Genomic DNA, 25,090 nt, shown 5'->3' with positions numbered 1-25,090 from the left:
AGATGAAACCATTCACCATCCTCTTTTTGTCTTTGCTGGCCACCGCGCCTGCATCGGCACTCGCCAAGAGCCGTGTCTTGAGTCAGCACCAGGAAGTCAACTTGCAACAAGGCTGGCTTTTCTCGCGCGACAGCCTCCACTGGCAATCCGTCTCCATTCCCCACGACTGGGCTATCAGCGGCCCCTTTGACAAGAAATGGGACTTGCAGTATGTGGCTATCACTCAAAACGGCGAGAAGGAGAAAAGCGAAAAGTCGGGACGCTCGGGCGCACTGCCCTGGATAGGCCGAGGCTTCTACCGCTGCACGCTGTCCGTACCGAAGCGTGCCACCCACGCCTACCTCCAGTTCGACGGTGCCATGAGCGAGCCACACGTCTATGTCAATGGCAAACTGGCAGGATGGTGGGCCTATGGCTACAACGCCTTCCGCATCGACATCACTCCTTATATGATGAAGGGACGCAGCAACGAGGTCGTCGTCAGCCTCAACAATCGCGAGGAGAGCAGTCGATGGTACCCGGGCGGAGGGCTCTACCGCCCTGTCAGCCTTATCCTCACCGGCAAGGCGTTTCTCGACCCATGGCAGTGCTTCCTCTATACCGAGAAGGCTGACGCCAACGAGGCTACACTGGTCTACAGCGACAATGTCAAGGGTGGACAGGGCGAGCAGCTCTGTGAGCGGATACAGCTCTACGCACCCGACGGAAAAGTGGTGGCAACAGCCAATGGCAAGGTGGGCAACGACGGAAAGGTCGGTCTGCGCCTCCGGGTAGCCCGCCCACAACTGTGGTCTCCGGAGACACCGGCACTCTACCAGGTCAGGATCGAACTCGTCAAAGGGCAAGGCCGACACGCCACCGTCGTGGACAGCCGCACGATGAAGACAGGCATCCGCACCATCGCCTTCTCGCGTGAGCATGGCTTCCAGCTCAACGGCGTGAGCCGTAAGTTCCAAGGCGTATGCCTCCACCACGACCTCGGACCGATCGGCACCGCTGTCAACAAGGCGGCGCTCATCCGCCAGGTGAAGATTCTCAAAGACATGGGCTGCGACGCCATCCGCACGTCCCACAACATGCCGTCGACAATGCAGATGGAGGTCTACGACTCGCTGGGCATGATGGTCATGGCCGAGAGCTTCGACATGTGGCGCTATCCTAAGTGCAAGAACGGCTACGCCCGCTTCTTCGACCAATGGGCCGACAAGGACATCGAGCACCTCGTACGCAACCACCGCAACCATCCCTCGCTGGTGATGTACTCCATCGGCAACGAGATACCGGAACAGTGGAGCCAGGAGGGCGTCGCCATCGCACGACGTCTGCAGGACATCTGCCATCGCCTCGACCCTACCCGACAGGTCACACAAGGCATGGACCGTGCCGAGGACGCGCTGAAGTCAGGCTTCGCACAAGTGATGGACATCCCGGGATTTAACTACCGCGTGTATAAATATGACCGCAACATCTCGAAACTGCCCCAAGGCTTTCTCCTTGGCAGCGAGACGGCCTCTACAGTAAGCAGCCGTGGCGTGTATAAGTTCCCCGTGACCGTATCGGACAAGAATGTTTACCCCGACGGACAATGCTCGAGCTACGACACCGAGTACTGTTCTTGGAGCAACCTGCCCGAGAGCGACTTCATGGCTCAGGACGACAAGGACTACACCATCGGGCAGTTTGTCTGGACGGGCTTTGACTATCTCGGCGAGCCCACGCCCTACGACACCTACTGGCCGTCGCGCAGCAGCTATTTCGGCATCTGCGACCTCGCCGGACTGCCCAAGGACCGCTACTATCTCTACCGCTCGGTATGGAACCACCGCGACCACACCGTCCATCTGCTGCCCCACTGGACTTGGCCGGGACGCGAAGGCAAGGTGACACCGGTGATGTGCTACACCGACTACGACGAGGCTGAGCTCTTCGTCAACGGCAAGAGCCAGGGCAGACGCCATAAGACGGGACGCATGTCGGTGTCGGCAACCGCTGGGAAGCTCGTCGAGAAGATGGGCAAGGAGATCACCGACAGCCTCCTCTCGCGCTACCGTCTGATGTGGGACAGCGTGGTCTACGAGCCCGGTGAGCTCAAGGTGGTCGTCTATGACAAAAACGGAAAAGCCGCCGGGGAGGAAACCGTGCGCACCGCTGGTGATCCCGCAGCACTCCGTCTCACTGCTGACAAAGACACGCTCCTTGCCGACGGCAACGATCTGAGCTACATCACAGTGGCACTGACCGACAAAGACGGCAACCTCTGTCCCGACGCTGCCGATGACATCCACGTCGAGGTCTCGGGGGCTGGAACATTCCAAGGCATCTGCAATGGCGACGCTACCTCGCTGGAGCGTTTCACCGAACCTCACATGCATCTCTTCCACGGCATGCTCGTAGCCACTGTCAGAAGCGGACACAAGCCGGGAACCATCACGGTGAAGGTCAGCACGGCAAGCGGCATCAGACAAACCATCAGCATCGCCGTGAAGTAAAGTCACCGGCGATACAACCATAAGGGCGAAAAGCATCAGATCCTGATGCTTTTCGCCCTTTTCGTTTGCAGATATAGCGTAAAACTCGTATATTTGCAGAAAAAAACACAGACGATGACAGAACTGGTAATACAAATAGAGGACAAGTCTATACTTCCAAGCCTGAAAAAAGTAATGAGATCCATTCAAGGAGTAAAAAGCATAGCCTTGAAGACGACTACACCTGCTATATCTCCAACGGCACAACGCCTTCTGAAAGATTTAGCAGGCTATGAGTCCTATAAAAAAGGATGGGACGACGAGTCTGCAGCTCCCCTTAGCCCTATAGTTATCAAGTCCTTTAAACATCTTCTTGAAAAGAGTAACGAAGACGATCTAAAAGATTGGAACATTTTCCCAGAGAAAAATGGTACAATGATCCTTGAGAACTCAAAGCGCCAAGCCCAAATCAATTTGGCAGAAAAGGAGTTTTCATACTTTATTTTGGCCGACTCTGGACTCAAAGGAGAAGATCATATAAAATTGTCAACAAGCAGATTACTCAAAGCCATCAAAGCCATCAACCATGATTGAAAATAGAGAAGATGTAGCGAGAATACTATTCTCACCCAAAATGATACACAATGGAACGCTGTTGCCTGCGGCATTTGAACTCCGTAGCCATATATCAGAAGACTATCTTTCTGTATTACGAACCTCTATTCCTTCATGGAAAGAAGAGATGAAACTTGTTCCTAACAGACGAAATAGAACAGCAATAGCATATTCCACTCTAAATGTAGGGGAAACAAGAGCTTTGTCCGACGACGACACAATTTTTGATGTCGTAGCTTATCCGAGTGAAAAATTTAAATCACATGCAGGGATTACTATAAAATACAAAGGGGAAAAAGTTATTGGTGGCATTCCTATCAAGCAGTCTTCTTTGACAGCAGAATCATTTATTCGTCTTGCCATACGCTATAAATTACTTGTATTAGCTCGTAAAGAGGTACACTACTTATAACCTGTTTGGATATATACGTTATTATTCTTACATACATTGCCGTGCATTGACCAAGCATTTATGTTTGCACAAGGTATCAAAAAGAAACGTCACCACAGAGTGGAAAAAGCAATATCTGTTGAAGAAATTGACATTTTTCCGTCTCTGTGGTGACGTTTTTCTGAATCAAGTCCTCTTCTGCTCCGAATTTCGCGATTTTCAGAGCATTTTCTATAATCTACTAACTATCAACCACTTATAGCAAAGCCTCTGCTTTCTTGAAAAGAGAAACGCCTTTTCAAGCACTCATCTCAGTGGTTTTGTCTTGTCATCTCAGTGGTTTTTGCGCATCATCTCACTTGTTTCACCTCATCATCTCACTTGTTTCTTCGTGTCATCTCAGTTGTTTCATCGTGTCATCTCAGTGATTTCTATCAAAGATGCCACTTTCGACGAGGTAAAATCCCCCCGAAAGCCAGCCTTCACGACGTAGAATGAACAGTCAGGATGAAGAGGTTTTGTAAGAAAACCTGATAATGCCGTTAATCGGTCACATGCCCCTTGGTCAGCGCATACTTGCCACCACCGGTGAAGCAAAGCACGGCGGCACCGAGAAGGTAGAGCATCGGCAACTCAATCGCCCAGCCACCGGTCATCGGATCCACGGAGAAGATGACGGACAGATGAGCCATGAGGATGGCTACGACCATGTTGCCCACCATCACCACGGAAGCCACGCGCGTCCACGCACCCAGCACGATGAGCACAGAGGCAAGCAACTCGGCTGCCAAAGAGAAATAGGCGATGAAGCCGGGGAGGCCCATGCCTGCCAACATGCCCTCAATGGCAGAGACGCCATAGATGAGCTTGTGAACACCGTGGAAGAGCATCAGGCCTCCCACTGTCAGACGCAGCAACAGCAGACCAAGGTCGTTGTTGCGAAGAAAATCTTTATCCATAACTATTGTTCTTTATCAAATAAATTGTTTTTAATGCATTTACATGTTGTCGCACTGCTCGTTCATGTCGCGCTCCACCTTCTCACCCTTCTTCAGTTCACGGGCTTTATAGCCGAATTTCGGGAAGGCGGCCTCGAGCTTCTTTCTGTCGGTCTTGGCAGGGTTGTAGACGATGGTCACGGTTTGGTTCTCCACGCTGGTAAGAATGTCCTTGACACCCTTCTCAAAGCGCAGTCCGTTCTTGATCTTGTTCTCGCAGTTGGCGCAGTGCATCTGCGGTGTGGTGGTGACGACGAGCGTGTCGGTGGCGCTCTTAGCGTTGGCGGCAGTACTCATGGCTGCCAGCATCATAGCAAAGAATAACTTCTTCATATCGCTTTCTGATTAAAATGATTGATTTGATTGATAATTACAATTATTGACAACAGCCAAAGCTCCTCGAAGGAGCCTTGGCCTTAGGATACATGTTCTCTTACTTCAAATTATAGCGTATGCCGATATATCCTCTTGCACCCTGCATGGGTCCCCACACGAGTGTAGGATCGAAGGTGCTGCTCCACGGATGCGCGGCATCGATGATCGGATTTTTCTGCTTATAGTTCGTGAGGTTCTCACCACCCACATAGACAGAGAAGTGGCGGAAAGTACGGGTGACCTGCGCGTTGAGTTGTCCATAGGCGGGGTAGCTTTCTTTCCAAGAAGACGTGCCGTCGGCAAGGGTGTAAGCCTTGGGCAGGCGGCCACCGCCGTTGAGGGCGAAGGTTGCGTCGAACTGCCAGAGGCCGAGCGGTGTCTTGTACGAGGCCGTGAGCAGTCCCTTGTAGCGGTTGGTCAGCGGCTGACGCATCAACTCACCACCATAGGTCGTCTTCACGTCGTTGTAGCGGTAGGCTGCTGTCATGGTCATGCCCCGGAAGAGGTCATAGGTGGCGTCGATCTGGAAGGTGTGGGAGTAGGACTTGCCGTGCAGATTGCCGATATGGATCTGCGATGGATCAGTGTCATAATCGATGACGGCCTGATTGCCGAAGCGAGTATAGTAGTACTCAGCATTAAGCTTCAGTGTCTGACGGCCGAGTGGGATGTTCAGTGCTGTGCTCAGTCCGTAGTTCCATGCGCTTTCCTGGTCGAGCTTGTCGATGACGAGTTGGCGGCCGCTGGCCATGAGATAGTTGTTCTCGGCCAGGGCGTGCACCGTGCGATAGCCCTTACCGGCAGAGGCGCGCAGGCTCCACAGGTCGTTGACCTGCCACTTCACATGAAAGCGGGGCGTGACGAAGGTACCGTATTCCGAGCTGTGGTCGACGCGGATGCCCGCCATGGCCACGAGACGCTCGTGGAGGTTGTAGGTGTACTGGGCATAGCCGCCGACGACATTCTCCTTCTCGTTGAGCCGCTGGCCGAGGTAGGTCTGACCCACATAGTCGTGGTTCAGCGAGGCACCGACTGCGAGGTTGTGCTCAGGAGTGAAGTTGGTCTCGAACATCAGTTGCGAGTAGACGTTTTTCTCGTTGACGTCGTAAGCCTTGCGACCGTAGGTGGCATCCATCTCGTGCATCGAGGCGGATGACATCCAGGCGATGTTTGTGCCGTGGCTGGGGTCGAGGATGAAGGCGTGCTTCATATAGCCTTCGTAGCGGTGGGTGTTGAGGTCGATGCGGTAGAGCGGCTCGGTCTGATGGCTGAGCACTCCCTCGTGGTTGGTCTGTCCGCTCTCCCGCTTCTCGTCCAAAAGCGAGAGGCCACCGTGGAAAATATAGTTGCCCGTCTTGCCATACCAGCGGTTCTGCAAGTTGAACTGCCGTGTCTGCGGGTCGTCCATGAATCCGTCCTTGTTGCTGTCATGCTCCTTGAGATTGTCCTCATAGTGTCCGAGGATCTCGGTGCTCAGTCCTTTAGCAAGATGCACGTTGCCGTCAGCGTTGGCCTCGATGCGGCTCATGGTGTTGCCATAGAGGTTGACGTGCACATTCTCGTCGTCCTCGGGCTTGAGATACTCCACGTTGATCTGTCCGGTCATGGCCTCGTAGCCGTTCTTCACGCTGGCATTGCCCTTGCTCACCTGTATGCTTTTCATCCACGTGCCGGGCACATAGCCCAGGGAATAGGGTATTGCGGCACCACGGAAGTTGGGGAGGTTCTCGGTGAGCATCTGCACGTATTTGCCACTGAGTCCGAGCAGCTTGATCTGCTTGGCACCTGTGGCGGCGTCGTTATAGCTCACGTCGACCGAAGGGTTGGTGGTGAAACTCTCGCCGAGGTTGCAGCAGGCAGCTTTGAAGAGCTCGTCCTGAGAGATGATCTGTCCGTTCATGGCACCCTTCATGCGCATCATGCCGGGCTTGCGGCTGACCACCTGCACCTCGTGAAGCGTCTGGTCGGGCATGATGCCTACGCTGTCAAGGGCACTGGTAGCTGTGGAATCAGTGTTCTGGACGGGTGCTTTTTGGGCAAAAGAGGGTTGTGCCAGCATTCCCATCATGCCGGCAAGCAAAATATTCTTATTCATTGATGAATTTCCTTTGAATGATTCATTGACTGCAAAATAAACGATACTCCTTTCTTTTGTGGCCATATACACCTTATTATATATAGCTACTGCGTCAATGAAGATTCAAAGTCTGAGCACACGCAAATGGTGCAGGTACTCCCGCGGAGGCGAGCACCATGTGGGGATATATGCGCTGGGCGCATGTATGAGGATGAATGAATGTGCGAGAGAGAGCAGCCCCGTGGTAGGCACGACCGTCACCCAGTGCTGCGAGAAGTCGAAGAGATGGCTCTCGGCCAGCGAGCTCGGTGCCAGCTTGATGGTCTTCACCACCATGCAGCCTTTCATGCCATGGCAGTCGTGGTTGCCCTGTGCCTCGGCGATCTGCGCCACCTCGGCACGGCCCGAGTGCATGCACACTTCCACGCTCAGTCCTGCACTCATCGCCACGATCAGCAATGAGAACACCAACGCCGGAAATATGTGCAACAGTCTCTTCATATCCGCAAAGTTACGAAAAAGAATCAGTACTACCATAATATCAGCCACTTAATAAATGCTAATTGCCAGAAAATCATAAATCCGAGCCACAAAATCATAAGCGTCTTAACTCACACAGAGAACACAAAGACGGCTACGCCGCGAGAGAGCACAGAGCGTACCACTCAAATATACCCTCTCGCAAAGACGCAAGAGATAAAACCTATGAGTTGTTTTAGAGTTAACGCTCCGCCACGCGGAATAAAGAATATAACCGAATATCAAGAAAACATATTCTCGATATTCGGTTATATTCTTAATACCATCGAAGATGGTGCGTTAAAAGGAAAAAAGATTGGCAGCGTCGCTGTCCCTTGACCTAGATGCCCCCATGACGAAAAAAAATCCCTCCCGCCTCTCGGCGACGTATCGCTTTGAGACGAGAGGGAAATATTATGAATTTATGTAAGAGAGATGAGCTATATGGATTACTTCACTTCGATGCTCTTGTTTTCCTCTTTCTCAGCCTCCTTGCTCATCTTGGGCAGGTCGATCGTGAGGATGCCGTTCTCGACCTTGGCGCTGATCTTCTCCTTGTCCACATCCTCGGGCAGCACGTAAGTCTGCTCATAGTTGCTGTAGTTGAACTCGCGGCGCAGATAGTGTTCTTTCTTGTCCTCGGCCTTGTCTTCCTCCTTGTGCTCGAACTTGTCCTCAATCTTAAGGTTGAGGTTACCGTCCTTGTCAAGGCTTACGCGGCAATACTCTTTCTTCAATCCCGGAGCGGCAATCTCCATCACATAGCCTTTGTCAGACTCCTTGACGTTCACAGCAGGAGCGGTAGCGTTCATGCGCGGCATCATATCCGTGTCGAAGAAGTCATTAAAGAAGTTTGACATCCAATTGTTATCATTTCTTTTAGCAAGTAACATAAGACATACCTCCTAATTATCGTATTAATTGTTTTTATTCAGTTCTTTGGAGCTCTTCCATCCTTTCGGACTTCCGAACTTCACTCTGCTTATTACAAAGTATATACCTAAACAATTAACCTGACAACAATGGTCAATATGTCAGTCAGAGACTGACGAAATGACTGTAATTTGTTGTAGCCACAGAAATCTTTCGCTGAGCATTTACGCTGTCTTTAAAATATGTCTTTTATGTCTTCCTGTCTAAATCGATGCCATACGGAAGCAGAAGTCTGCTCGGCAACCAATAAAAAAATATAGTCTCTATCTACGGAAAACCTTCGACGTCTTTACCGTTCCGTCGGCGAAAGTAGTACGCACGATGTTGAGACCTTTTCTCATTGTCGGAAGCTCCAAACCGTCAACAGAGTAATACCTGACGGATGTGACTACAGCACTGCTCTCATTAGCATTTATATTCTCAATAGCTGTTGTCGTGGTTTCGTCCGTTCTTGTTTCCATGTCAACAACGTTCTGTTTGGCCGATGATGTCTTAGGCCATCCGCCAACAGAAATAGAAAGGGTTGCACCTGCTCCGGCCGGCACAACACTCCCGACAAGGTTTGCTGCATACGGTGTGTATTTATAATAGGAGTAGGGATTGAAGAAAGCCTCATTGCCGGAACGGCTCTGCGCATCAGATGCTCCGTAACAACCTTTCAGCGTGATATTATAATCCTTATAGCCTGACGAGGTTGCCTTCACGGCCCACGGGTTCTTTTGAGCGGCAGAACTTGTGAATGCTGTGTTCTCTACATATATATTACTTCTGTAGGCAGCACCAACACAATAGGAAGCTACACTACTCGAATAAAGGCAGTTCACAATATGAATCTTTCCAAATCTGACGCGTGGCATACGCTCTATGCAACCCTCGTCCCACCAGCAGTTGGCAAAAGTAGTATTCAACTTGCCGCCATCCTTGCTGACATTCTTGTCGCTGCCACCCCAAAGATCTGAGAAGCAGTGCTTGTCGGAGCCGCCCGAGCCACCAGCCCAAGGCTTGATAAGATAGCGGAAGCGACACCATGTAACGCTGATCTTGTCGGAACCGTTGTTGCAATCAAAGTTACCGTCTACACCATCCTGAAAAGCAGACCCAAAATGCGGGCAAATTTTCGCATACGTTTAGATGTTATTAGTTATAGTTTATTAGTAAGAGAGACGACAAGTCTCTGCTATTCGTAGACTTCTTCTATGCCGAGCCCGCCGTCGTCGTCTTTGGCACAAGGATTGAAGCCTTCGGGAATCTCAAATGTCGCCGTAGGCTTATAAGGCAATGAGGGATCGCGATAGACCTTCTTCATGAAATAAGCCCAGATAGGCAAAGCCATCGTAGCACCCTGCCCCATGCGCATGGAGTCGAAGTGGATGTCGCGGTCCTCACCTCCAACCCATACGCCGCTGACAAGCTGCGGCGTGAAGCCCATGAACCAGGCATCAGAGTTGCGGTTGGTGGTACCCGTCTTGCCGCCAATCTCACCGGGGATATTGTATTTATACCGCAGTCGACCTGCCGTACCCTCGTCAACGACAGCCATGAGCTCCACGAGCATTTTGTTGGCACTTTCCGAACTGATCACTTCACTCATCCGGGGATGGAATTCAGCCACCACATTTCCCTCGTTGTCCTCGATGCGGGTGACAAAGAGCGGAGCCACTCTGATGCCGTTATTGGCAAAGGTAGTGTAGGCACTCACCATTTCGCCCACCGACACCTCACAGGGTCCGAGACAAAGCGACATGGAAGGATAGATATCGGGATTGTTGATACCAAACTTATGGAGAATGGTGACAAACTGGTTGGGGTTGAGTTTACTCATCAGATAAGCCGAGATCCAGTTGTTGGACTGAGCGAGTCCCCACTTGAGCGTCACCATCTGACCGTAGCGATTGTGGTTGGCGTTGCGTGGTGTCCACGGCTGGCCGGCCACCATATAAGTGCGCTGCACGTTGGGTGCGAGATCGCAGGGTGAGAAGCCATTCTCCATAGCCAGTGAATAGAGGAAAGGCTTGATGGTGGATCCCACCTGACGACGTCCGCCCATGACCATATCGTACTGGAAGTGCTCGAAATCCATACCTCCGACATAAGCCTTGACCTGCCCCGTATGCGGGTCCATGCTCATGAATCCGGCACGGAGGAACGACTTGTAATACCGGATGGAGTCCAAGGGGGTCATCACCGTGTCAATGTCGCCATGATAGGTAAACACCGTCATGTCGGTAGGCGTATGGAAAGCCTTGTCGATCTCCTCGGGCGAGGCTCCCGCTTCCCTCATATTGCGGTAGCGCTCACTCTGCCGGATCGACCGTCCGATGATTTGCCGCACTTGTTCCGGGGTCAGTTCACTGGTGAAGGGCGCATTGGGTTTCTTACGGTTCTCAGCGTTGAAGGCCGGCTGCAGGAACTGCGCCACATGGCCATAGACGCTCTCCTCGGCATAGCGCTGCATCCGCGAGTCGATGGTGGTGAAGATCTTCAAGCCATCAGTATATACATTGTAGAAAGAACCGTCCTTCTTGGTGTGTTTCTTGCACCATCCACAGAGTGGGTCCGTGGCGAAAGCGATGGAGTCGATGACATACTGCCGCTTGTTCCACGACGGGTAGTCGGCTTTCTTCGGTGCATCCATCATCATGTATTGTCTGAGGAATTCACGGAAATAGACAGCCGTGCCATCCTTATGGTCAGCCCGATGGAAGCGGAGCACGATGGGCTGAGCCGCATTCTCCTCATACTCAGTTCTTGACAGATATCCCGCCTTGAGCATCTGACCCAACACCACATTGCGGCGTTGCTTGGCGCGCTCGGGATAGCGTACAGGATTGAACAGCGAGGGATTCTTGCACAAACCGATGAGCAGTGCCGCCTCGTCGAGGGTAAGATCCTTTGGCTCCTTATTGAAATAGGTGTTGGAAGCTGTCTTGATGCCCACAGCACCGTGGAGGAAGTCGAAATAGTTGAGATATAGAGAGATGATCTCTTCCTTGGTGAAGTTGCGCTCGAGCTTGATGGCCGTGACCCACTCGATGGGTTTTTGCAACAGTCGCTGCGTAGTTGACTGCGCAGGGTCGGAATAGAGCTGTTTGGCAAGCTGCTGCGTGATCGTACTGCCGCCACCGGCACTTGTCTGCCCCATCAGCCCGCGCTTGACGATGGCTCGCCCCAAGGCGATGAAGTCGATGCCGGAATGCTCATAGAACCGCTCATCCTCCGTAGCCACCAGCGCCTTGACCAAATAGGGCGAGAGCTTGGAATAAGGCACAGGTATGCGGTTGGCCTTGTCGGCATTGTAAGTGCCGATGATCTTGCCGTCGGCCGAATAGATCTGCGACGCCGTTTTGTTGATCGGGTTCTGCAGGTTTTCTATATCAGGCGAATAGCCAATCACCCCAAACCAAATGAGGAAAAAGAGGAGGAACCCAATGCCAATCAATGACATGAGACATACCCACAGTGTTTTTATAAAAGTCCTTCGCATCAGAATATTTATTATTTCTTTTGCAAAAATACAATTTTTCTTTCAAACAGCACCACTATATGGAAAATTATCAGTAACTTAGCAGTCGAAAATAACCCATCAATCAAAATAATATGGACAAACATAATTTTGTGACGATTGCAGACCTCTCCAAAGAGAAGATTATGTATCTGCTCGCCATGGCCAAGGAATTCGAGAAACATCCCAACCGTGAGCTGTTGAAAGGCAAGGTCGTCGCAACATTGTTTTTTGAGCCATCCACGCGCACGCAACTCAGTTTCCAGACGGCAGCCAACCGATTAGGCGCACGTGTCATTGGCTTCTCCGACGCCAAGACTTCCAGCACCACTAAAGGCGAGACCCTCAAGGACACCATCCTGATGGTGAGCAACTATGCCGACATCATCGCCATGCGCCACTACATCGAGGGCGCGGCACAGTATGCCAGCGAGGTGGCTCCCATCCCTATCGTCAACGCCGGCGACGGCGCACACATGCACCCCTCACAGTGCCTGCTCGACCTCTACTCTATCTACAAGACACAGGGCACGCTGGAGAACCTCAACATCTATCTCGTGGGAGATCTGAAATACGGCCGCACCGTCCACTCCCTCATCACCGCCATGCGCCATTTCCACCCCGTGTTTCACTTCATCGCGCCCAAGGAGCTCGCCATGCCGCAGGAATATAAGCTCTATTGCAAGGCACACGACATCGAGTTTCATGAGCACACCGCCTTCAACGAGGAAGAGATTGCCGACGCCGACATCCTCTATATGACCCGCGTGCAGAAAGAGCGCTTCTCCGACCTGATGGAGTATGAGCGTGTGAAAAACGTCTATATCCTCCGCAACAGCATGCTCGCCAAAGCAAAGCCCAACATGAAGATCATGCACCCGCTGCCACGCGTCAACGAGATTGCCTACGACGTCGACAGCAACCCGCACGCTTACTACATCCAGCAGGCCCAAAACGGACTCTACGCCCGCGAAGCCATCTTCTGCTATTGTCTGGGGATCACCCTCGATGATGTGAAAAACGACAAGACCATCATTGAATCGCCGTTTTAACCCAAAACATCATCACATTCATTATCACAGTATTATCAGATCATCATAGTTTTTATCATGGGAAAGAAAGAATTGCAAGTCGCCGCCATCGAAAACGGCACTGTCATCGACCATATACCTTCAGAGAAAACCTATGAGGTGGCGCGTCTGCTGCATCTGACCGATATCGACGTGCCCACACTCATCGGCTACAACCTGCCCTCGAAACGGCTCGGAAAAAAAGGCATTATCAAGATCACCAATAAATATTTTACCGACGAGGAAATCAGCCGACTGTCGGTCATCGCGCCCAACGTGGTGCTCAACATCATCAAAGACTACGAGGTGGTGGAAAAGAAAATGGTCGTCACACCCAATGAGATCCACGGCATCATCAAGTGCAACAACCCCAAGTGCATCACCAACAACGAGCCCATGGACACCTTCTTCACCGTCATCGACAAAGAAAAAGGTATCGTGAAATGCCACTATTGCGACAAAGAGCAAGACATCAACCACGTAGAACTCGTATAAGCAGAACTTGTATAAATCATATTATTAACTTCACACTATGGAAAGAGATCAAGAGATTTTCGACCTCATCGAGCAGGAGCACCAGCGTCAGCTCAGAGGCATGGAACTGATTGCATCAGAAAACTTCGTCAGCGACGAGGTGATGCAGGCTATGGGCAGTTATCTGACCAACAAATATGCTGAGGGACTCCCCGGCAAACGCTACTATGGCGGATGCCAAGTGGTGGACCAGGTAGAAACCCTCGCCATCGAGCGCGTCAAGAAACTCTTCGGCGCAGAGTTTGCCAATGTACAGCCTCACTCCGGTGCACAGGCCAACCAAGCTGTGCTGCTCGCCGTGCTCAAGCCGGGCGACACCTTCATGGGCCTTGATCTCGACCAGGGCGGACACCTCTCACATGGCAGCAGCGTCAACACCTCCGGCATCCTCTACAACCACATCGGATACACGCTCAACCGCGAAACAGGACGCGTGGACTACGACAACATGGAGAAGCTCGCACTGCAATACAAACCCAAGCTGATCATCGGCGGTGGCTCGGCCTATAGCCGTGAGTGGGACTACGAGCGCATGCGCAAGATCGCCGACGAGGTAGGGGCACTGCTCATGATCGACATGGCTCACCCTGCCGGACTCATCGCTGCCGGACTGCTCAACAACCCCGTGAAATACGCTCATATCGTCACCACGACGACGCACAAGACGCTGCGTGGTCCCCGTGGTGGTGTAATCCTCATGGGCAAGGACTTCGACAATCCCTTTGGCAAGCGCAACAAGAAAGGCGAGCTGAAAAAGATGAGTCAGCTGCTCAACTCCGCTGTCTTCCCCGGCAATCAGGGCGGACCGCTGGAGCACGTCATCGCCGCCAAGGCTGTCGGCTTCGGTGAAAACCTGCGCCCGTCGTGGAAAGAATACGCCACACAGGTGAAGAAAAACGCCGCCGTGCTCGCCCAGGATCTCATCGACCACGGATTCAGCATCGTCAGCGGCGGTACCGACAATCACTCCATGCTCCTCGACCTGCGTCAGAAATATCCCGATCTCACGGGCAAAGTGGCTGAGAACGCACTCGTGGCCGCCGACATCACCGTCAACAAAAACGAGGTACCCTACGATGAGCGCAGCGCCTTCCAGACATCAGGCATCCGCTTGGGCACCGCCGCCATGACCACCCGTGGCGCCAAGGAAGACATGATGCACCTCATTGCCGACCTCATCGACGAAGTGCTCAAAGACCCCGAAAACGAACAGGTCATCAGGCGCGTGCGCGAGAAAGTCAACGACACGATGAAGCAGTATCCGCTCTTCGCTTACTAATTTCTGTTTTAGATCCTTACTATCCGTCCAGGGGCGATCCGTCGCCTCTGGATCTTTTTCTTATGACATTTAACCGTCACCGAGTATTATCTTTCGCCGGCAGCCTGATAAAGGGCTTCACGATGCCTCAACCCCAACGCGACGCCCAAACACCAGCAATGGATGGCACAAGACCACTACTACGATCTCTACGGCAACATCATCTGGGCAAAAGACGAATATAAAATACACATGAAATAACGCAACAGAATCTAACAATTTAAACCTTAACAACCACACTGTAAAAACCTATGGAAGTCAGAGACATTTTTGAACTCAGAAGGGAGGGGCGCACCGAAGAGGCTTACCGCGCCATCCTGCAAATCTATGCCATCCACCAAGGCCCACACACCAACCTCTGTATGTTTTGGTGCACCAACGACTTGTTTAAGATGCGCGTCCGGGAGAAGCGGATCGACGAGGCCCGCAAGCTGCTTTATCAGCTCACACAGCTCTATCCCCATATCCAAGACCGACTGCTCATGGGCAACCGAGCCATTGTCAACGCGGCACTGACACTCGACAAGAATATCGACAACTTCAACCTCGTCTACTTCATGCCCTTCTTCAACCGGATGACCGAAGCAGACTGGCAGCCCTATATTGCCCAAGGCCATTCCGTGCCCTCACTCGGCCAGCAGGTTGTGAACCATCTGCTGAAAAACCTGCCTCAGCGCGACACAAAGTATGTCGACACCATCGCCGACCTTTTCCGCACAGCACTGAAGAAATCTCCATATTACAAGGAAAACCTTCGCCATCTGGCACAAATGCACACGCTCTTTGGCAAGAAAAAAGAGGCTGTGGACACTTACAAGAAGCTACTCCGCCGCCATCACGACAGCTATCTCTATGCTGAGCTCGCAAAACTCATCTACAATCCGAGCGAGAAGATTGCCCTCTACAGCATGGCTGTCACGATGCAGCGGAAAGAGGAATACCGCGCCAAGTACCATCTCGAGCTCGCCGCGCTTATGCAGGACACGTTGCCCGCAAGAGCTGCCTACGAGCTGCAATGCTACTTCGGCATCCGCCAACGCCATCAGCAGCATATCACGGCATTTGCCAAACGACTGATGGATAAATTGAAAACTACCAAGCCGGTCAAAGACGAGGACGAGCGACTGATGTATCTCCGCGCAAAGGCCGTCGTCAACAAGCTCATAGACAACGAGTGAAGCCCCCCACACACGGGACAGCATACGGTAAGAGTGCTGGGTGACGCCCTCCCTCCCAACGTCGGTGCCGTAGCATAGGCTCGGTGGCAACAGATGGAGGGCAGCACCTCAGCGGTGGCCCAGTGCTTGAAGACCTTCGCCTGCGGGAGCTTGGAGCAGAGAACGAGAGAGTAGAGACCAGACTCGTTGATGATGGTAAGCCCTCTGTTCGGAATGTTTAATTTTTCTAAAGTCGCGTTTTGCGACGTTAGGATTTTCTTGGGGTGGTGATTTGCCACCCAGCTTTATCTTCCTCATCGACATGTGCTTTCAGAGCATTCACAGTATCCTTATACCCTAATGCCACTGCCACGTCTTTTCCCACGAACCACGGTTACCCACTTTTTCTTTTCCCTCCTTCCATCCGCCGCTCACCGTAACACCGTAACAGCGTAACACCGTAACGTTTATAGCTATCCGATGTCGGCTGAAAGGAAAAAAGTAAATACAATATACCAAACATGTTATTAATATAAAATATTGATTATTAATAATATAATTAATATTATAATATATAATAATATAATATATTTTTACTCTATAGTCTCATTTTCTGCCATTTTCCGTGCCGCATGTCAGAAACGGCCTTTTGTTACGCTGTTACGCTGTTACGCTGTTACGCTTCCCCCGACTTTGCTCGCATAATGCTTTCATCAGCATTCTTACTTTCGACTTGCAAATATACAACCTTTTCCGAACTCTCCAACTCCCCTACCCTTTTTCTTCCCTCCCTCATCCGTAACACCGTAACACCGTAACACCGTAACATTTATAGCTATCGCATGTCGGAAACATTATGATTATAAAATAATAATAAGAAATATATAATTGATATAATATACTAATTATTAATATATTAAATAATATTATAGTATATAATAATATAATATATTTTTACTCTATAGTCTCATTTTCTGCCATTTTCCGTGCCGCATGTCAAAAACGGCCTTTTGTTACGCTGTTACGCTGTTACGCTGTTACGCTGTTACGCATGTGGGAATTAGGAGTTAGGAGTCTCCTCTTGCCAAACGATATATATACAGTGAACGAATAATAATTACGTCCCTCGCAAACCATAAATTCAGAAAAATGAGGTTTATCGTTTGTTGTTAACAGATTTTAACCACAATAGAAGCCCCGGATTTGGAAACGGGGCGATTGTGTAGTAACTTTGCATCAGAAACTTTTAAATCTTATTGCTTATGCTACACTACAAAGTCTATCAAAACAAGTCCAAGGGCAACAAGGCCTACGGAAAGTGGTTCGCCCGTGCCACCGTCAACCAAACCATCGACCTCGAGCACCTCGCCGAGCACATGGCCAACCACAACACCCCATACTCCAAGGGTGCCATCTACGGCGTGCTGACCGACATGGTGAACTGCATCCGCGAGCTCGTCCTCGACGGCAACGCCGTGAAGATCCCCAACCTCGCCATCTTCTCCGCTGGACTTAAGACAAAGGGCGCAGAGAATTTGAATGATTTCAATGTTGCGACCAACGTCCTCTCTGCGCATCTTCGCGCGCGCCCATGCGGCGACTTCACACGTGCCGAACTGACTGCTGCCGCAAGGGTGCAAGAGGCTGGTCAGTACAATCGTGGGGAAAAAGCCGAGGAAGGTGATAACAAGAGTTCAGGAACAAGCGGAAACGTGCCTTCTACAGGCGGAAAGGGTGGTGACGACGCGTAGAGGATAAGCGGATAACTGCCGCAGACCGGGAAGAAAATCAAACTATTAATTTTTGGCTCTCCGCTATTCTAACGCTAAATAATTTTGCCATTCCACCCATAGAATGGCGGGGAGCCCTTTAAAAACAATTTATTATGAGTACCGAAAACAAGAAAGAAACCTGGAAGCTGATCATCAACATGATTATCTCCATCCTCAGCGCCATCGCCACGACCTTCGGTCTGACCAGCTGCATGGGATGGTGACCGCCGCGATACTGATTTTTCTCGTCCGTCTTCCGGTAGTGCCGGGAGGCGGATCCTTTGTTATAGGTATGTTTAAATCATGTTTTTTAGGTATTGCGGCGTTGCGGCAATCTTCGTAATTTTGCAACTGTAAAACGAAAGCAAAACATCAACGTAAAATCTCAATGATATGAAACCAACCGTAGTGATTTATGGCTCGTCAACAGGAACCTGCCAAATGGCTGTCTGAATCTCTATTTCGGACGCCGCGAGTGCCTCGATGCCGTGAGGATGATCGTCGACAAGCCACTCAGCCGTCTCACGCCCGAAGAGGACTTCATCCTCGGTGCCATGCTGGGCTACGACCTCTGTGCGCAGTGTGAGCGCTATTGCGAGCGTAAATGCCGCCGGGGCCATTGTGGGGCTGCCGGCGCGTGACAGACATAAATCTTGTTCGCTATAATTATAAAGCATAATGTTTTTGTATGTGTATAAAAGGACTGGCTGGGAAGCTGGTCTTTTTTTTTGTGGGTTCTTGAAAATTTTTCCCATTTATGTTTCCTTAACTAATTAAGAATCTGTAACTTTGCACATGGAAAGCCGCCGCGGGGCGACAAAAATGCTATTTTCGGGACGGAAATCATTATCAATATAAATATAAAGCATGGAAGTAATCAACAAACTGTTTTGGGGATTCCCCGAGTTTTGGGGTGGTGGAGTGGCTCACTCCCTGTTTATCCTCTCGCTGGTGCTCACCATAGGCCTGGCACTGAGCAAGGTAAAGGTTCACGGCATCTCGCTCGGCGTGTCATGGATATTGTTTGCGGGACTGGTAATGGGCCACTTCAACATGATGCTCGATGAGCACCTGCTGCATTTTCTGATGGAGTTTGGCCTGGTGCTCTTTGTCTACTCCATCGGCCTGGAGGTAGGTCCGGGCTTCTTCGCCTCGTTTCGTGGCGGCGGCCGCGTGCTCAACGGACTGGTGGCCATCATCGTCGGCATCGGCGTGGTGACGCTGCTGGCCATCTACTTCATCACCGGCACGCCCTTCGCCACGCTTGCCGGCGTGGCCTCCGGCGCCGTGACCAACACCCCCGCCTTGGGTGCGGCCCAGCAGGCGTTCAGCGACCTGCACCATGTGGTGGACAATCCGTCGATAGCCACGGGCTACTCGGTCGCTTACCCCATCGGTGTGCTCGGCGTCATCGCCGCCATGGTCATCCTGCGCTATGTGCTCCGCATCGACATGAAGGCCGAGGAGAAGGATGCCCGGCGCGGTACCGGATACCTCGAAAAGATCACGCTGAACACCTTCTCGGTGAAGATCAACAATAAAATGATCGATGGAAAGCCTGTGCGCGAGGTGCACCATTTCCTCAAGCGCGACTTCATGATCTCCCGCATCTACCGCCCCGAGGACAACAACCACCACGAGCTTGTCAAGGGCGACACCATTCTCAACGACGGCGACGTGATCCTTGTAGTCGCCCACCCGCAGGACGAGGAGCCTATCTGCGCGCTCATGGGCGAGAAGGTGGCGTTTGACTGGAAGCAGTTCAGCGACTCGCTCATCTCGCGACGGATCCTTATCACCAAGTCGGAACTCAACGGCAAGACCATCGCCCAGCTGCAGCTCCGCTCCAGCCTCGGGGCCAACATCACCCGGGTCAACCGCTCGGGCGTGGATCTCGTGGCCACGCCGCACTTGAAACTACAGATGGGCGACCGCGTCACCGTTGTGGGTTCTGAACTTGCCGTGAGCCATGCCGAGAAGGTCATGGGCAACTCGCTCAAGCGACTCAACGCACCCAACCTGATTCCTATCTTCCTCGGCATCTTCCTCGGCTGCCTGCTGGCCAACGTGCCCTTCTTCATCCCCGGCATCTCCGAGAATCTGAGACTGGGACTCACGGGCGGACCCTTCATCATCGCCATCCTCATGGGCTATTTCGGACCAAAATACAACTTGGTGACCTACAACACCATCTCGGCCAACCTCATGCTGCGCGAAGTGGGATTCTGTATCTTCCTGGCATGCGTGGGACTGGCTACGGGCCGCACCTTCGTGGCTACGATAGAGAGCTATTCGGGATTGATTTGGATCTTCTACGGCTTCCTCATCACCATGATCCCTGTGCTGCTCGGTGGAATAATCGGCCGCTATTGCTTCCACATCAACTTCTTCACCTTGATGGGCGTGCTGGCCGGATGCAACACCAATCCGCCCGCCCTGAGCTTCGTGGGTGAGCGCAGCGACACCGACTCAGCAGCAGTGGGATACTCCACGGTCTATCCCTTTGCGATGTTCTTACGTATCATCACTTTACAGATACTCGTTTTCATCTTTGCCTGAACCTCCTGACAATATAGCAGACTTATGCCGGTCATACACATCACCCATAAGGACACCTCGGGCACTGAGGTGTTTTGGAAACTCACCGAGGCGCAGCTTCGCAACCGTCTGCATCCCGCCGAAGCCCTCGTGGTCGTGGAGAGCCCTAAAGTCATCCGCACCGCGCTGGGTGCAGGGCTCCAGCCCGTGGCCCTGCTGTGCGAGGAACGACACCTGAGCGGCGACGCTGCCGACATCGTGGCACGCTTGGGCGACATCCCCATCTACACGGGTCCACGCGAGCTGCTGGCCGACATGACGGGCTACACGCTCACGCGTGGCGTGCTCTGCGCCATGCGACGCCCCACGCTGCCCACGCTCGACGACCTCTGCGCACAGTCGCGCCGACTGGTGGTCATCGACGGCGTGTGCGACACGACGAATATCGGGGCGATGTTTCGCTCCGCGGCGGCACTCGGCATGGATGGCATATTGCTCACCCACGACAGCTGCGACGCCTTCAACCGCCGAAGCATACGCGTGTCGATGGGCACCACCTTTCTGATCCCCTGGACGTGGGTCGACGACCCCCTCAAGGATCTTCGCCAGCGGGGCTTCCACACCGTGGCCCTGGCTCTGCGCCACGACTCCATTCTGCTCGATGATCCCCGCCTGGCCGCCCATACCCGACTGGCACTGATCATGGGCACCGAGGGCGACGGACTGCCGAATGATGTCATCGACGGCGCTGACGATGTGGTGCGCATACCCATGGCGCGCGGCATCGACTCGCTCAATGTCGCAGCCGCCATGGCCGTGGCGTGCTATCAGTTGAGAATTAAAAGTTGAGAGTTGAGAGTTGAAAGTTGAAAGTTGAGAGTTATATTTGATTTATATGCAATTGTATCATTGGTTAGGTTTTGACTCCAAAACCATGAGTGTGCGCACTGAGCTCATCGCCGGTGCCACCACGTTTCTGACGATGTGCTATGTCCTTGCCGTGAATCCTACTGTGCTGAGCAATACCGGCATGGACCGCGCGGCACTGTTCACCAGCACGGCACTGGCCTCAGCGTTAGCCACGCTGCTCCTGGCCTTTCTTGCCAAGCTGCCCTTTGCCCAAGCACCGAGCATGGGACTGAACGCCTTCTTCGCTTTTACGCTGTGCCAGGCACTGGGCTATACGTGGCAGCAGGCACTGGCCATCTCGCTCATCGAGGGTGTGGCTTTTCTGCTGATCACGTTCATCCATGTACGGGAATATATCCTGTACGCCATCCCCACCAATCTGCGCTACGCCATCTCGGTGGGTATCGGCATGTTCATCGCTTTCATCGGACTGAAAAACGCTGGGATCGTTGTCAATAATCCCAACACTTTCGTATCTCTTGGGAAGTTCACACCAACGGCTATCCTTGGCATCGTAGCCATCTTGGTGAGTGGCGTGCTCATGGCGCGCAATGTCAAGGGCTCGCTCTTCTTCGGTATCATCATCACCACTTTGGTGGGCATCCCCATGGGAGTAACCGAGGTGCCGCAGCACTGGCTGCCGGTGTCCATGCCTCAAAGCCTCTCGCCCGTCTTCTGCAAGTTTCAGTTTGATGGTCTGCTGTCGTTCCGTACGGTGATGGTGGTGGTGTCGCTGCTGCTGGTCAATATCTTCGACACCGTGGGAACACTCGTGGGACTGGCCTACAAGACCAACATCGTGAAGTCCGACGGCACTATTCCTCATGTCAACGAGGCGATGATGAGCGACGCGCTGGGCACGACCATCGGCTCGCTGCTGGGCACGAGCACGATCACAACCTACGTCGAGAGTGCCTCTGGAATCGCCGAAGGAGGCCGCAGTGGCTTGACGAGTTTCACCGTGGGTATGCTGTTCCTCATCTCGCTCTTCCTCTCTCCGGTGTTTATGCTTATCCCCGGTGCTGCCACGAGCGGTGCGCTGGTGATGGTTGGCGTGCTGATGCTCGACAATGTGAAGCGGATGGACCTCTCGACGATCGACGAGTCGTTCCCGGCTTTCATCACGATGATCACTATGGTGCTCTGCTATAGCATCGCCGACGGCATCTGCCTGGGTATCCTCAGCTATGTGGCCATGAAGCTGTGTGTCAGAAAATGGCAGGATCTCAACGCCACCCTGCTCGTGCTCAGCGTCATCTTTATCCTCAACTTCATATTCGGATAAGGATAAGGAAATAGCAAATGATAATCAAAATGTGTCTGAAAGGCTTCTGCTTAAATTTCGGGAAAGCTCAGATCCCAAGCGTTCCAAGACAAAGCACGGGCAATGGAGACTTCATGATTCGCTCAGGAAAGACTTCAACTCTGTTAACCTTGAAAGCATGACGCTACGCCCAGCTTCATACACTTCTTGCATCAGCTCCGGGTCATGCGTGATATGCTTGATGGGCAATATCGAGTGCGGCCGAATGACAAACGCCTTTCCTTCCTTTTCCTGCCGGGCGACATATTTCGTCTCTTCATTGTACATGATGTGCCTTTCTGCTGTCGCCTTGAGAAACTTTGGATAACGGTGAAGCTGAAGTCGGATAAGCGGCATCAGCGGATTGGGCTTCTTGACATATCCCTTGGGCTGCGTCAAGACCACTACATTCTTGTTATATCCTTGTTGCTCAAAGAATCTCAGCGGGATAGAGTCGGCGATGCCGCCGTCAAGGAGCTGATGACCTTCTACCGCTACGACCTTCGAAGCCAATGGCATAGAGGCAGAAGCCCGTATCCACTCATTCATCGCATAGCCATGATGCATCAGACGTTTGTAGACGGGCTCACCCGTCAGGACATCGGTGCAGACCGCATAAAACTCCATGGGATGACGGTCGAAAGTCGCTACATCGAACTTGTCCAGCTCATCGGGCAACATGTGATAGGCAAATTCGGCTCCGAAGAGGTCACCCGTCTTGAGCAGCGACTTCACACTGCAATATCGCCAGTCGTGGGCGTAGCGTTTGTTGTAACGAATGACACGTCCCGGCTGCCGGCTTTTGTAGTTGCAGCCGAAAGCGGCACCTGCCGATACGCCAATGAGCCCATCAAACTCAAGGCCATTCTCCATCATGACATCCATCACGCCCGCCGTGAATAATCCGCGTAAAGCCCCTCCTTCAAGAACCAGTCCTTTCTTCTCTGTCATTTTTCGGTCTTATGAAATATTGAATTTGCCACAAGAGATACTCATTCACGCTATCTTCCACTCCGTGATCGTGCGCTCCTCGGAAGAGAAGCGGATGCCGACCTTGACGATGCGACGGCCATCGGCCTCGTAGGGGATGGCATAGCCCTTGTCGTCGATCTGCCGCAGAGCTTCCTCCACGGTGCCGTCGAGTTTCAGCTCCATGACGTAGATCGTGGTGTCGGTCTTCATCAGGATGTCCATCCTGCCCTTTGCCGTGCGCACCTGGGTATAGACATAGACATTGAGGAAAGAGAACATCACGTAGAGCATAGCCGTGAAATGGCCCTCTGACGTGGGCGCGTCCTGCAACGTACCCTCCTGATAGGGAATGCTGGCAAAGAAAGCGCGGGCAGCCTCGAGTGCCTCATCGATGTCGTCCTTCCTCAGGGCAAGGTACATCTTACCCGCGGCGGTGCGTGCCTCAACAGGATCTTTGACGACATAGAACGGCAGTAGCGCATGCATCAGTCCCACCTTCACCTCCTCGTTGGGGTAGCCGAGGGTATAGTTGGACAGTATAGGGTCGTAGGCTTTGATCGTGAGGTAGCCGCTCTGGTAGAACAGCGGCAGCACGGAGTGCATGTTCTCGGTAGGAGCATCGAAGTCGTCGGCGCCTGCCTCACTGCCATCCAATTTTGTAAGGTCGGTATGGAACCGCTTCAGCATCTTTACTAAGAACGTCGGCGTACCGGTGGAGAACCAGTAGTTGTTGAAGGCCGAGTCATCCATGGCGGAGAGCAGACTGAAAGGATTGTATACGCCTTCAGAGTGATACGCGAAATGGTAACCGTCGTATTTGAGTTTCAGTTTTGCCAGCACCTCGTCTTTGGTCAGGTTGTTTGCCTTGCCAAGCTCGTCGATGCCTTCTTGGAAGTTGTCCATCATCTCCCGCTCCGTAATACCGCATATCGAAGCATATTTGGGGTTCATGGAGATGTTTTTGAGGTTGTTGATTTGTGAGAAGATGCTGAGCTGCGAGAACTTTGAGATACCGGTAATAAAGACGAAGCGGAGGTATTGATCCAGCTTCTTCAGGGGTGAATAGAACGACTGCAGCAAGGTGCGCATAGGCTCGAGCCGTTCGCTGTCGTGGAGCACGGTGAGCAACGGCGCATCGTACTCATCGATGAGAACGACGACCTGCGATTCCGTCTTCCGGGAGATGTTCTTCACCAGTTCGCGGAACCGTATCGTGAGGTCGTCGGAGGCTTTCTCGCAACCATACGTCCTCTCAAAATCCTCCAGCTGCGAGTGGAGGTTGAGCTCACATTCCTCGGCAGTACCTTTCTTGATGTCGCTGAGGTCGAAGTGGAGCACTGGATAGTGCTTCCACTCCGTCTCAAGCTTTTCTATAGCCAGTCCTTTGAACAGCTCCTTCCTTCCGGAGAAATAAGCGTCAAAGGTGCTCGTCAGCAGCGACTTGCCGAAGCGGCGCGGACGCGACAGAAAGACGAACTGCCCCGGGTGGCAGACGTCATAGACATATTTCGTTTTGTCGACATAGAGGAATCCGCCCTTGCGGATCTTCTCAAAAGTCTGTATTCCTATCGGATAGTATACCATAGCGCATGAAAGTCTTTGCTTGCAAATTTAAGCAAAATTCTTAAATTATAAGAAC

Annotated in this window: 22 protein-coding genes and 2 pseudogenes; 13 read left to right on the top strand and 11 right to left on the bottom strand. The window is 52.3% G+C overall.

The window, feature by feature from the left end; genetic code table 11:
• Nucleotides 1-2 precede the first annotated feature (2 nt).
• From NG346_RS07935 to NG346_RS07925, 3 genes are all read left to right on the top strand, one after another.
• Entirely contained in the window at nt 3-2,489 is a 2,487-nt protein-coding gene (locus NG346_RS07935; protein ID WP_262288564.1) for a DUF4982 domain-containing protein, read from the top strand.
• A gap of 114 nt (nt 2,490-2,603) precedes the next feature.
• Nucleotides 2,604-3,062: a hypothetical protein gene (locus tag NG346_RS07930; protein WP_262288563.1), complete on the top strand. Its 459-nt coding sequence runs from the start codon at nt 2,604-2,606 to the stop codon at nt 3,060-3,062.
• Nucleotides 3,055-3,495 carry a hypothetical protein gene (locus NG346_RS07925; RefSeq protein ID WP_262288562.1) on the top strand — a complete coding sequence of 147 codons (441 nt, stop codon included), beginning with the start codon at nt 3,055-3,057 and terminating at the stop codon, nt 3,493-3,495. Before NG346_RS07930 ends, NG346_RS07925 begins: the two co-directional genes overlap by 8 nt.
• 521 nt (nt 3,496-4,016) lie before the next feature.
• On the opposite strand, the gene NG346_RS07920 is transcribed toward NG346_RS07925, so the two are convergent.
• The 7 genes from NG346_RS07920 to NG346_RS07890 form a co-directional block, all read right to left on the bottom strand.
• Nucleotides 4,017-4,433 (bottom strand): DoxX family protein, encoded by a 417-nt coding sequence (locus tag NG346_RS07920; protein WP_262288561.1) that lies wholly within the window; start codon nt 4,431-4,433, stop codon nt 4,017-4,019.
• A 39-nt stretch (nt 4,434-4,472) separates the two neighbouring features.
• The gene (locus NG346_RS07915; protein ID WP_262288560.1) at nt 4,473-4,805 is read right to left on the bottom strand and encodes a cation transporter; all 333 of its coding nucleotides are present in this window, start codon (nt 4,803-4,805) and stop codon (nt 4,473-4,475) included.
• Nucleotides 4,806-4,905: 100 nt separating this feature from the next.
• Nucleotides 4,906-6,942, bottom strand: a complete 2,037-nt coding sequence (locus tag NG346_RS07910) for a TonB-dependent receptor plug domain-containing protein (RefSeq protein ID WP_262288559.1) — start codon at nt 6,940-6,942, stop codon at nt 4,906-4,908.
• Between the two features lie 105 nt (nt 6,943-7,047).
• On the bottom strand, nt 7,048-7,425 hold the full coding sequence (locus NG346_RS07905) for a hypothetical protein (protein ID WP_262288558.1): 378 nt from the start codon (nt 7,423-7,425) through the stop codon (nt 7,048-7,050).
• Between the two features lie 467 nt (nt 7,426-7,892).
• Entirely contained in the window at nt 7,893-8,336 is a 444-nt protein-coding gene (locus NG346_RS07900; protein ID WP_396266764.1) for an Hsp20/alpha crystallin family protein, read from the bottom strand.
• A gap of 303 nt (nt 8,337-8,639) precedes the next feature.
• The gene (locus NG346_RS07895; protein ID WP_262288580.1) at nt 8,640-9,383 is read right to left on the bottom strand and encodes a pectate lyase family protein; all 744 of its coding nucleotides are present in this window, start codon (nt 9,381-9,383) and stop codon (nt 8,640-8,642) included.
• Nucleotides 9,384-9,553: 170 nt separating this feature from the next.
• Complete coding sequence (locus NG346_RS07890; protein ID WP_262288557.1) at nt 9,554-11,860, bottom strand: penicillin-binding protein 1A; 2,307 nt, start codon at nt 11,858-11,860, stop codon at nt 9,554-9,556.
• 113 nt (nt 11,861-11,973) lie between these two features.
• On the opposite strand from NG346_RS07890, the gene pyrB reads away from it, so the two are divergent.
• The 4 genes from pyrB (at nt 11,974) to NG346_RS07870 (ending at nt 15,978) form a co-directional block, all read left to right on the top strand.
• On the top strand, nt 11,974-12,930 hold the full coding sequence (gene pyrB / locus NG346_RS07885) for an aspartate carbamoyltransferase (RefSeq protein WP_262280670.1): 957 nt from the start codon (nt 11,974-11,976) through the stop codon (nt 12,928-12,930).
• Between the two features lie 57 nt (nt 12,931-12,987).
• Nucleotides 12,988-13,443: an aspartate carbamoyltransferase regulatory subunit gene (pyrI, locus tag NG346_RS07880; protein ID WP_262280671.1), complete on the top strand. Its 456-nt coding sequence runs from the start codon at nt 12,988-12,990 to the stop codon at nt 13,441-13,443.
• A gap of 37 nt (nt 13,444-13,480) precedes the next feature.
• The gene (gene glyA, locus NG346_RS07875) at nt 13,481-14,761 is read left to right on the top strand and encodes a serine hydroxymethyltransferase (RefSeq protein WP_262280672.1); all 1,281 of its coding nucleotides are present in this window, start codon (nt 13,481-13,483) and stop codon (nt 14,759-14,761) included.
• 290 nt (nt 14,762-15,051) lie between these two features.
• On the top strand, nt 15,052-15,978 hold the full coding sequence (locus NG346_RS07870) for a DUF7017 domain-containing protein (RefSeq protein WP_262280673.1): 927 nt from the start codon (nt 15,052-15,054) through the stop codon (nt 15,976-15,978).
• 110 nt (nt 15,979-16,088) lie between these two features.
• Here NG346_RS07870 and NG346_RS14530 read toward each other — a convergent pair.
• Both NG346_RS14530 and NG346_RS07860 read right to left on the bottom strand, forming a co-directional pair.
• Nucleotides 16,089-16,256 (bottom strand): annotated as a pseudogene (locus NG346_RS14530) (BRO family protein); the annotation flags it as partial.
• Nucleotides 16,226-16,342, bottom strand: coding sequence for a BRO family protein (locus NG346_RS07860; protein ID WP_396266761.1), 117 nt, complete (start codon nt 16,340-16,342; stop codon nt 16,226-16,228). The gene NG346_RS07860 and the pseudogene NG346_RS14530, both read right to left, overlap by 31 nt.
• An 877-nt stretch (nt 16,343-17,219) precedes the next feature.
• On the opposite strand from NG346_RS07860, the gene NG346_RS07855 reads away from it, so the two are divergent.
• The 6 genes and pseudogenes from NG346_RS07855 to NG346_RS07830 all read left to right on the top strand — a co-directional run bounded on the left by NG346_RS07855 (nt 17,220) and on the right by NG346_RS07830 (nt 22,461).
• The gene (locus NG346_RS07855; protein WP_262280674.1) at nt 17,220-17,708 is read left to right on the top strand and encodes an HU family DNA-binding protein; all 489 of its coding nucleotides are present in this window, start codon (nt 17,220-17,222) and stop codon (nt 17,706-17,708) included.
• A 134-nt stretch (nt 17,709-17,842) separates the two neighbouring features.
• Nucleotides 17,843-17,953, top strand: a complete 111-nt coding sequence (locus NG346_RS07850) for a smalltalk protein (RefSeq protein WP_262280675.1) — start codon at nt 17,843-17,845, stop codon at nt 17,951-17,953.
• Between the two features lie 219 nt (nt 17,954-18,172).
• Nucleotides 18,173-18,370: pseudogene (locus NG346_RS07845) on the top strand (DUF2023 family protein); the annotation flags it as partial.
• Between the two features lie 226 nt (nt 18,371-18,596).
• Nucleotides 18,597-20,288: a putative transporter gene (locus NG346_RS07840; protein ID WP_262280676.1), complete on the top strand. Its 1,692-nt coding sequence runs from the start codon at nt 18,597-18,599 to the stop codon at nt 20,286-20,288.
• Nucleotides 20,289-20,312: 24 nt separating this feature from the next.
• Nucleotides 20,313-21,116 carry a TrmH family RNA methyltransferase gene (locus NG346_RS07835; protein ID WP_262288556.1) on the top strand — a complete coding sequence of 268 codons (804 nt, stop codon included), beginning with the start codon at nt 20,313-20,315 and terminating at the stop codon, nt 21,114-21,116.
• A gap of 46 nt (nt 21,117-21,162) precedes the next feature.
• Complete coding sequence (locus tag NG346_RS07830) at nt 21,163-22,461, top strand: NCS2 family permease (protein WP_262280678.1); 1,299 nt, start codon at nt 21,163-21,165, stop codon at nt 22,459-22,461.
• A gap of 111 nt (nt 22,462-22,572) precedes the next feature.
• On the opposite strand, the gene NG346_RS07825 is transcribed toward NG346_RS07830, so the two are convergent.
• Together NG346_RS07825 and NG346_RS07820 are read right to left on the bottom strand one after the other, a co-directional pair.
• Nucleotides 22,573-23,430: a patatin-like phospholipase family protein gene (locus NG346_RS07825; protein WP_262280679.1), complete on the bottom strand. Its 858-nt coding sequence runs from the start codon at nt 23,428-23,430 to the stop codon at nt 22,573-22,575.
• A gap of 45 nt (nt 23,431-23,475) precedes the next feature.
• A complete protein-coding gene (locus NG346_RS07820) occupies nt 23,476-25,035 on the bottom strand; it encodes an ATP-binding protein (RefSeq protein ID WP_262280680.1) in 1,560 nt (519 codons plus the stop codon).
• Nucleotides 25,036-25,090: the final 55 nt, after the last annotated feature.

It is taken from the genome of Hallella absiana, from assembly GCF_025457485.1.
Taxonomy (GTDB): Bacteria; Bacteroidota; Bacteroidia; order Bacteroidales; family Bacteroidaceae; genus Prevotella; species Prevotella absiana.
The sequence above is the reverse complement of the archived record's forward strand: the minus strand, read 5'-3'. Positions and strand labels throughout refer to the sequence as shown.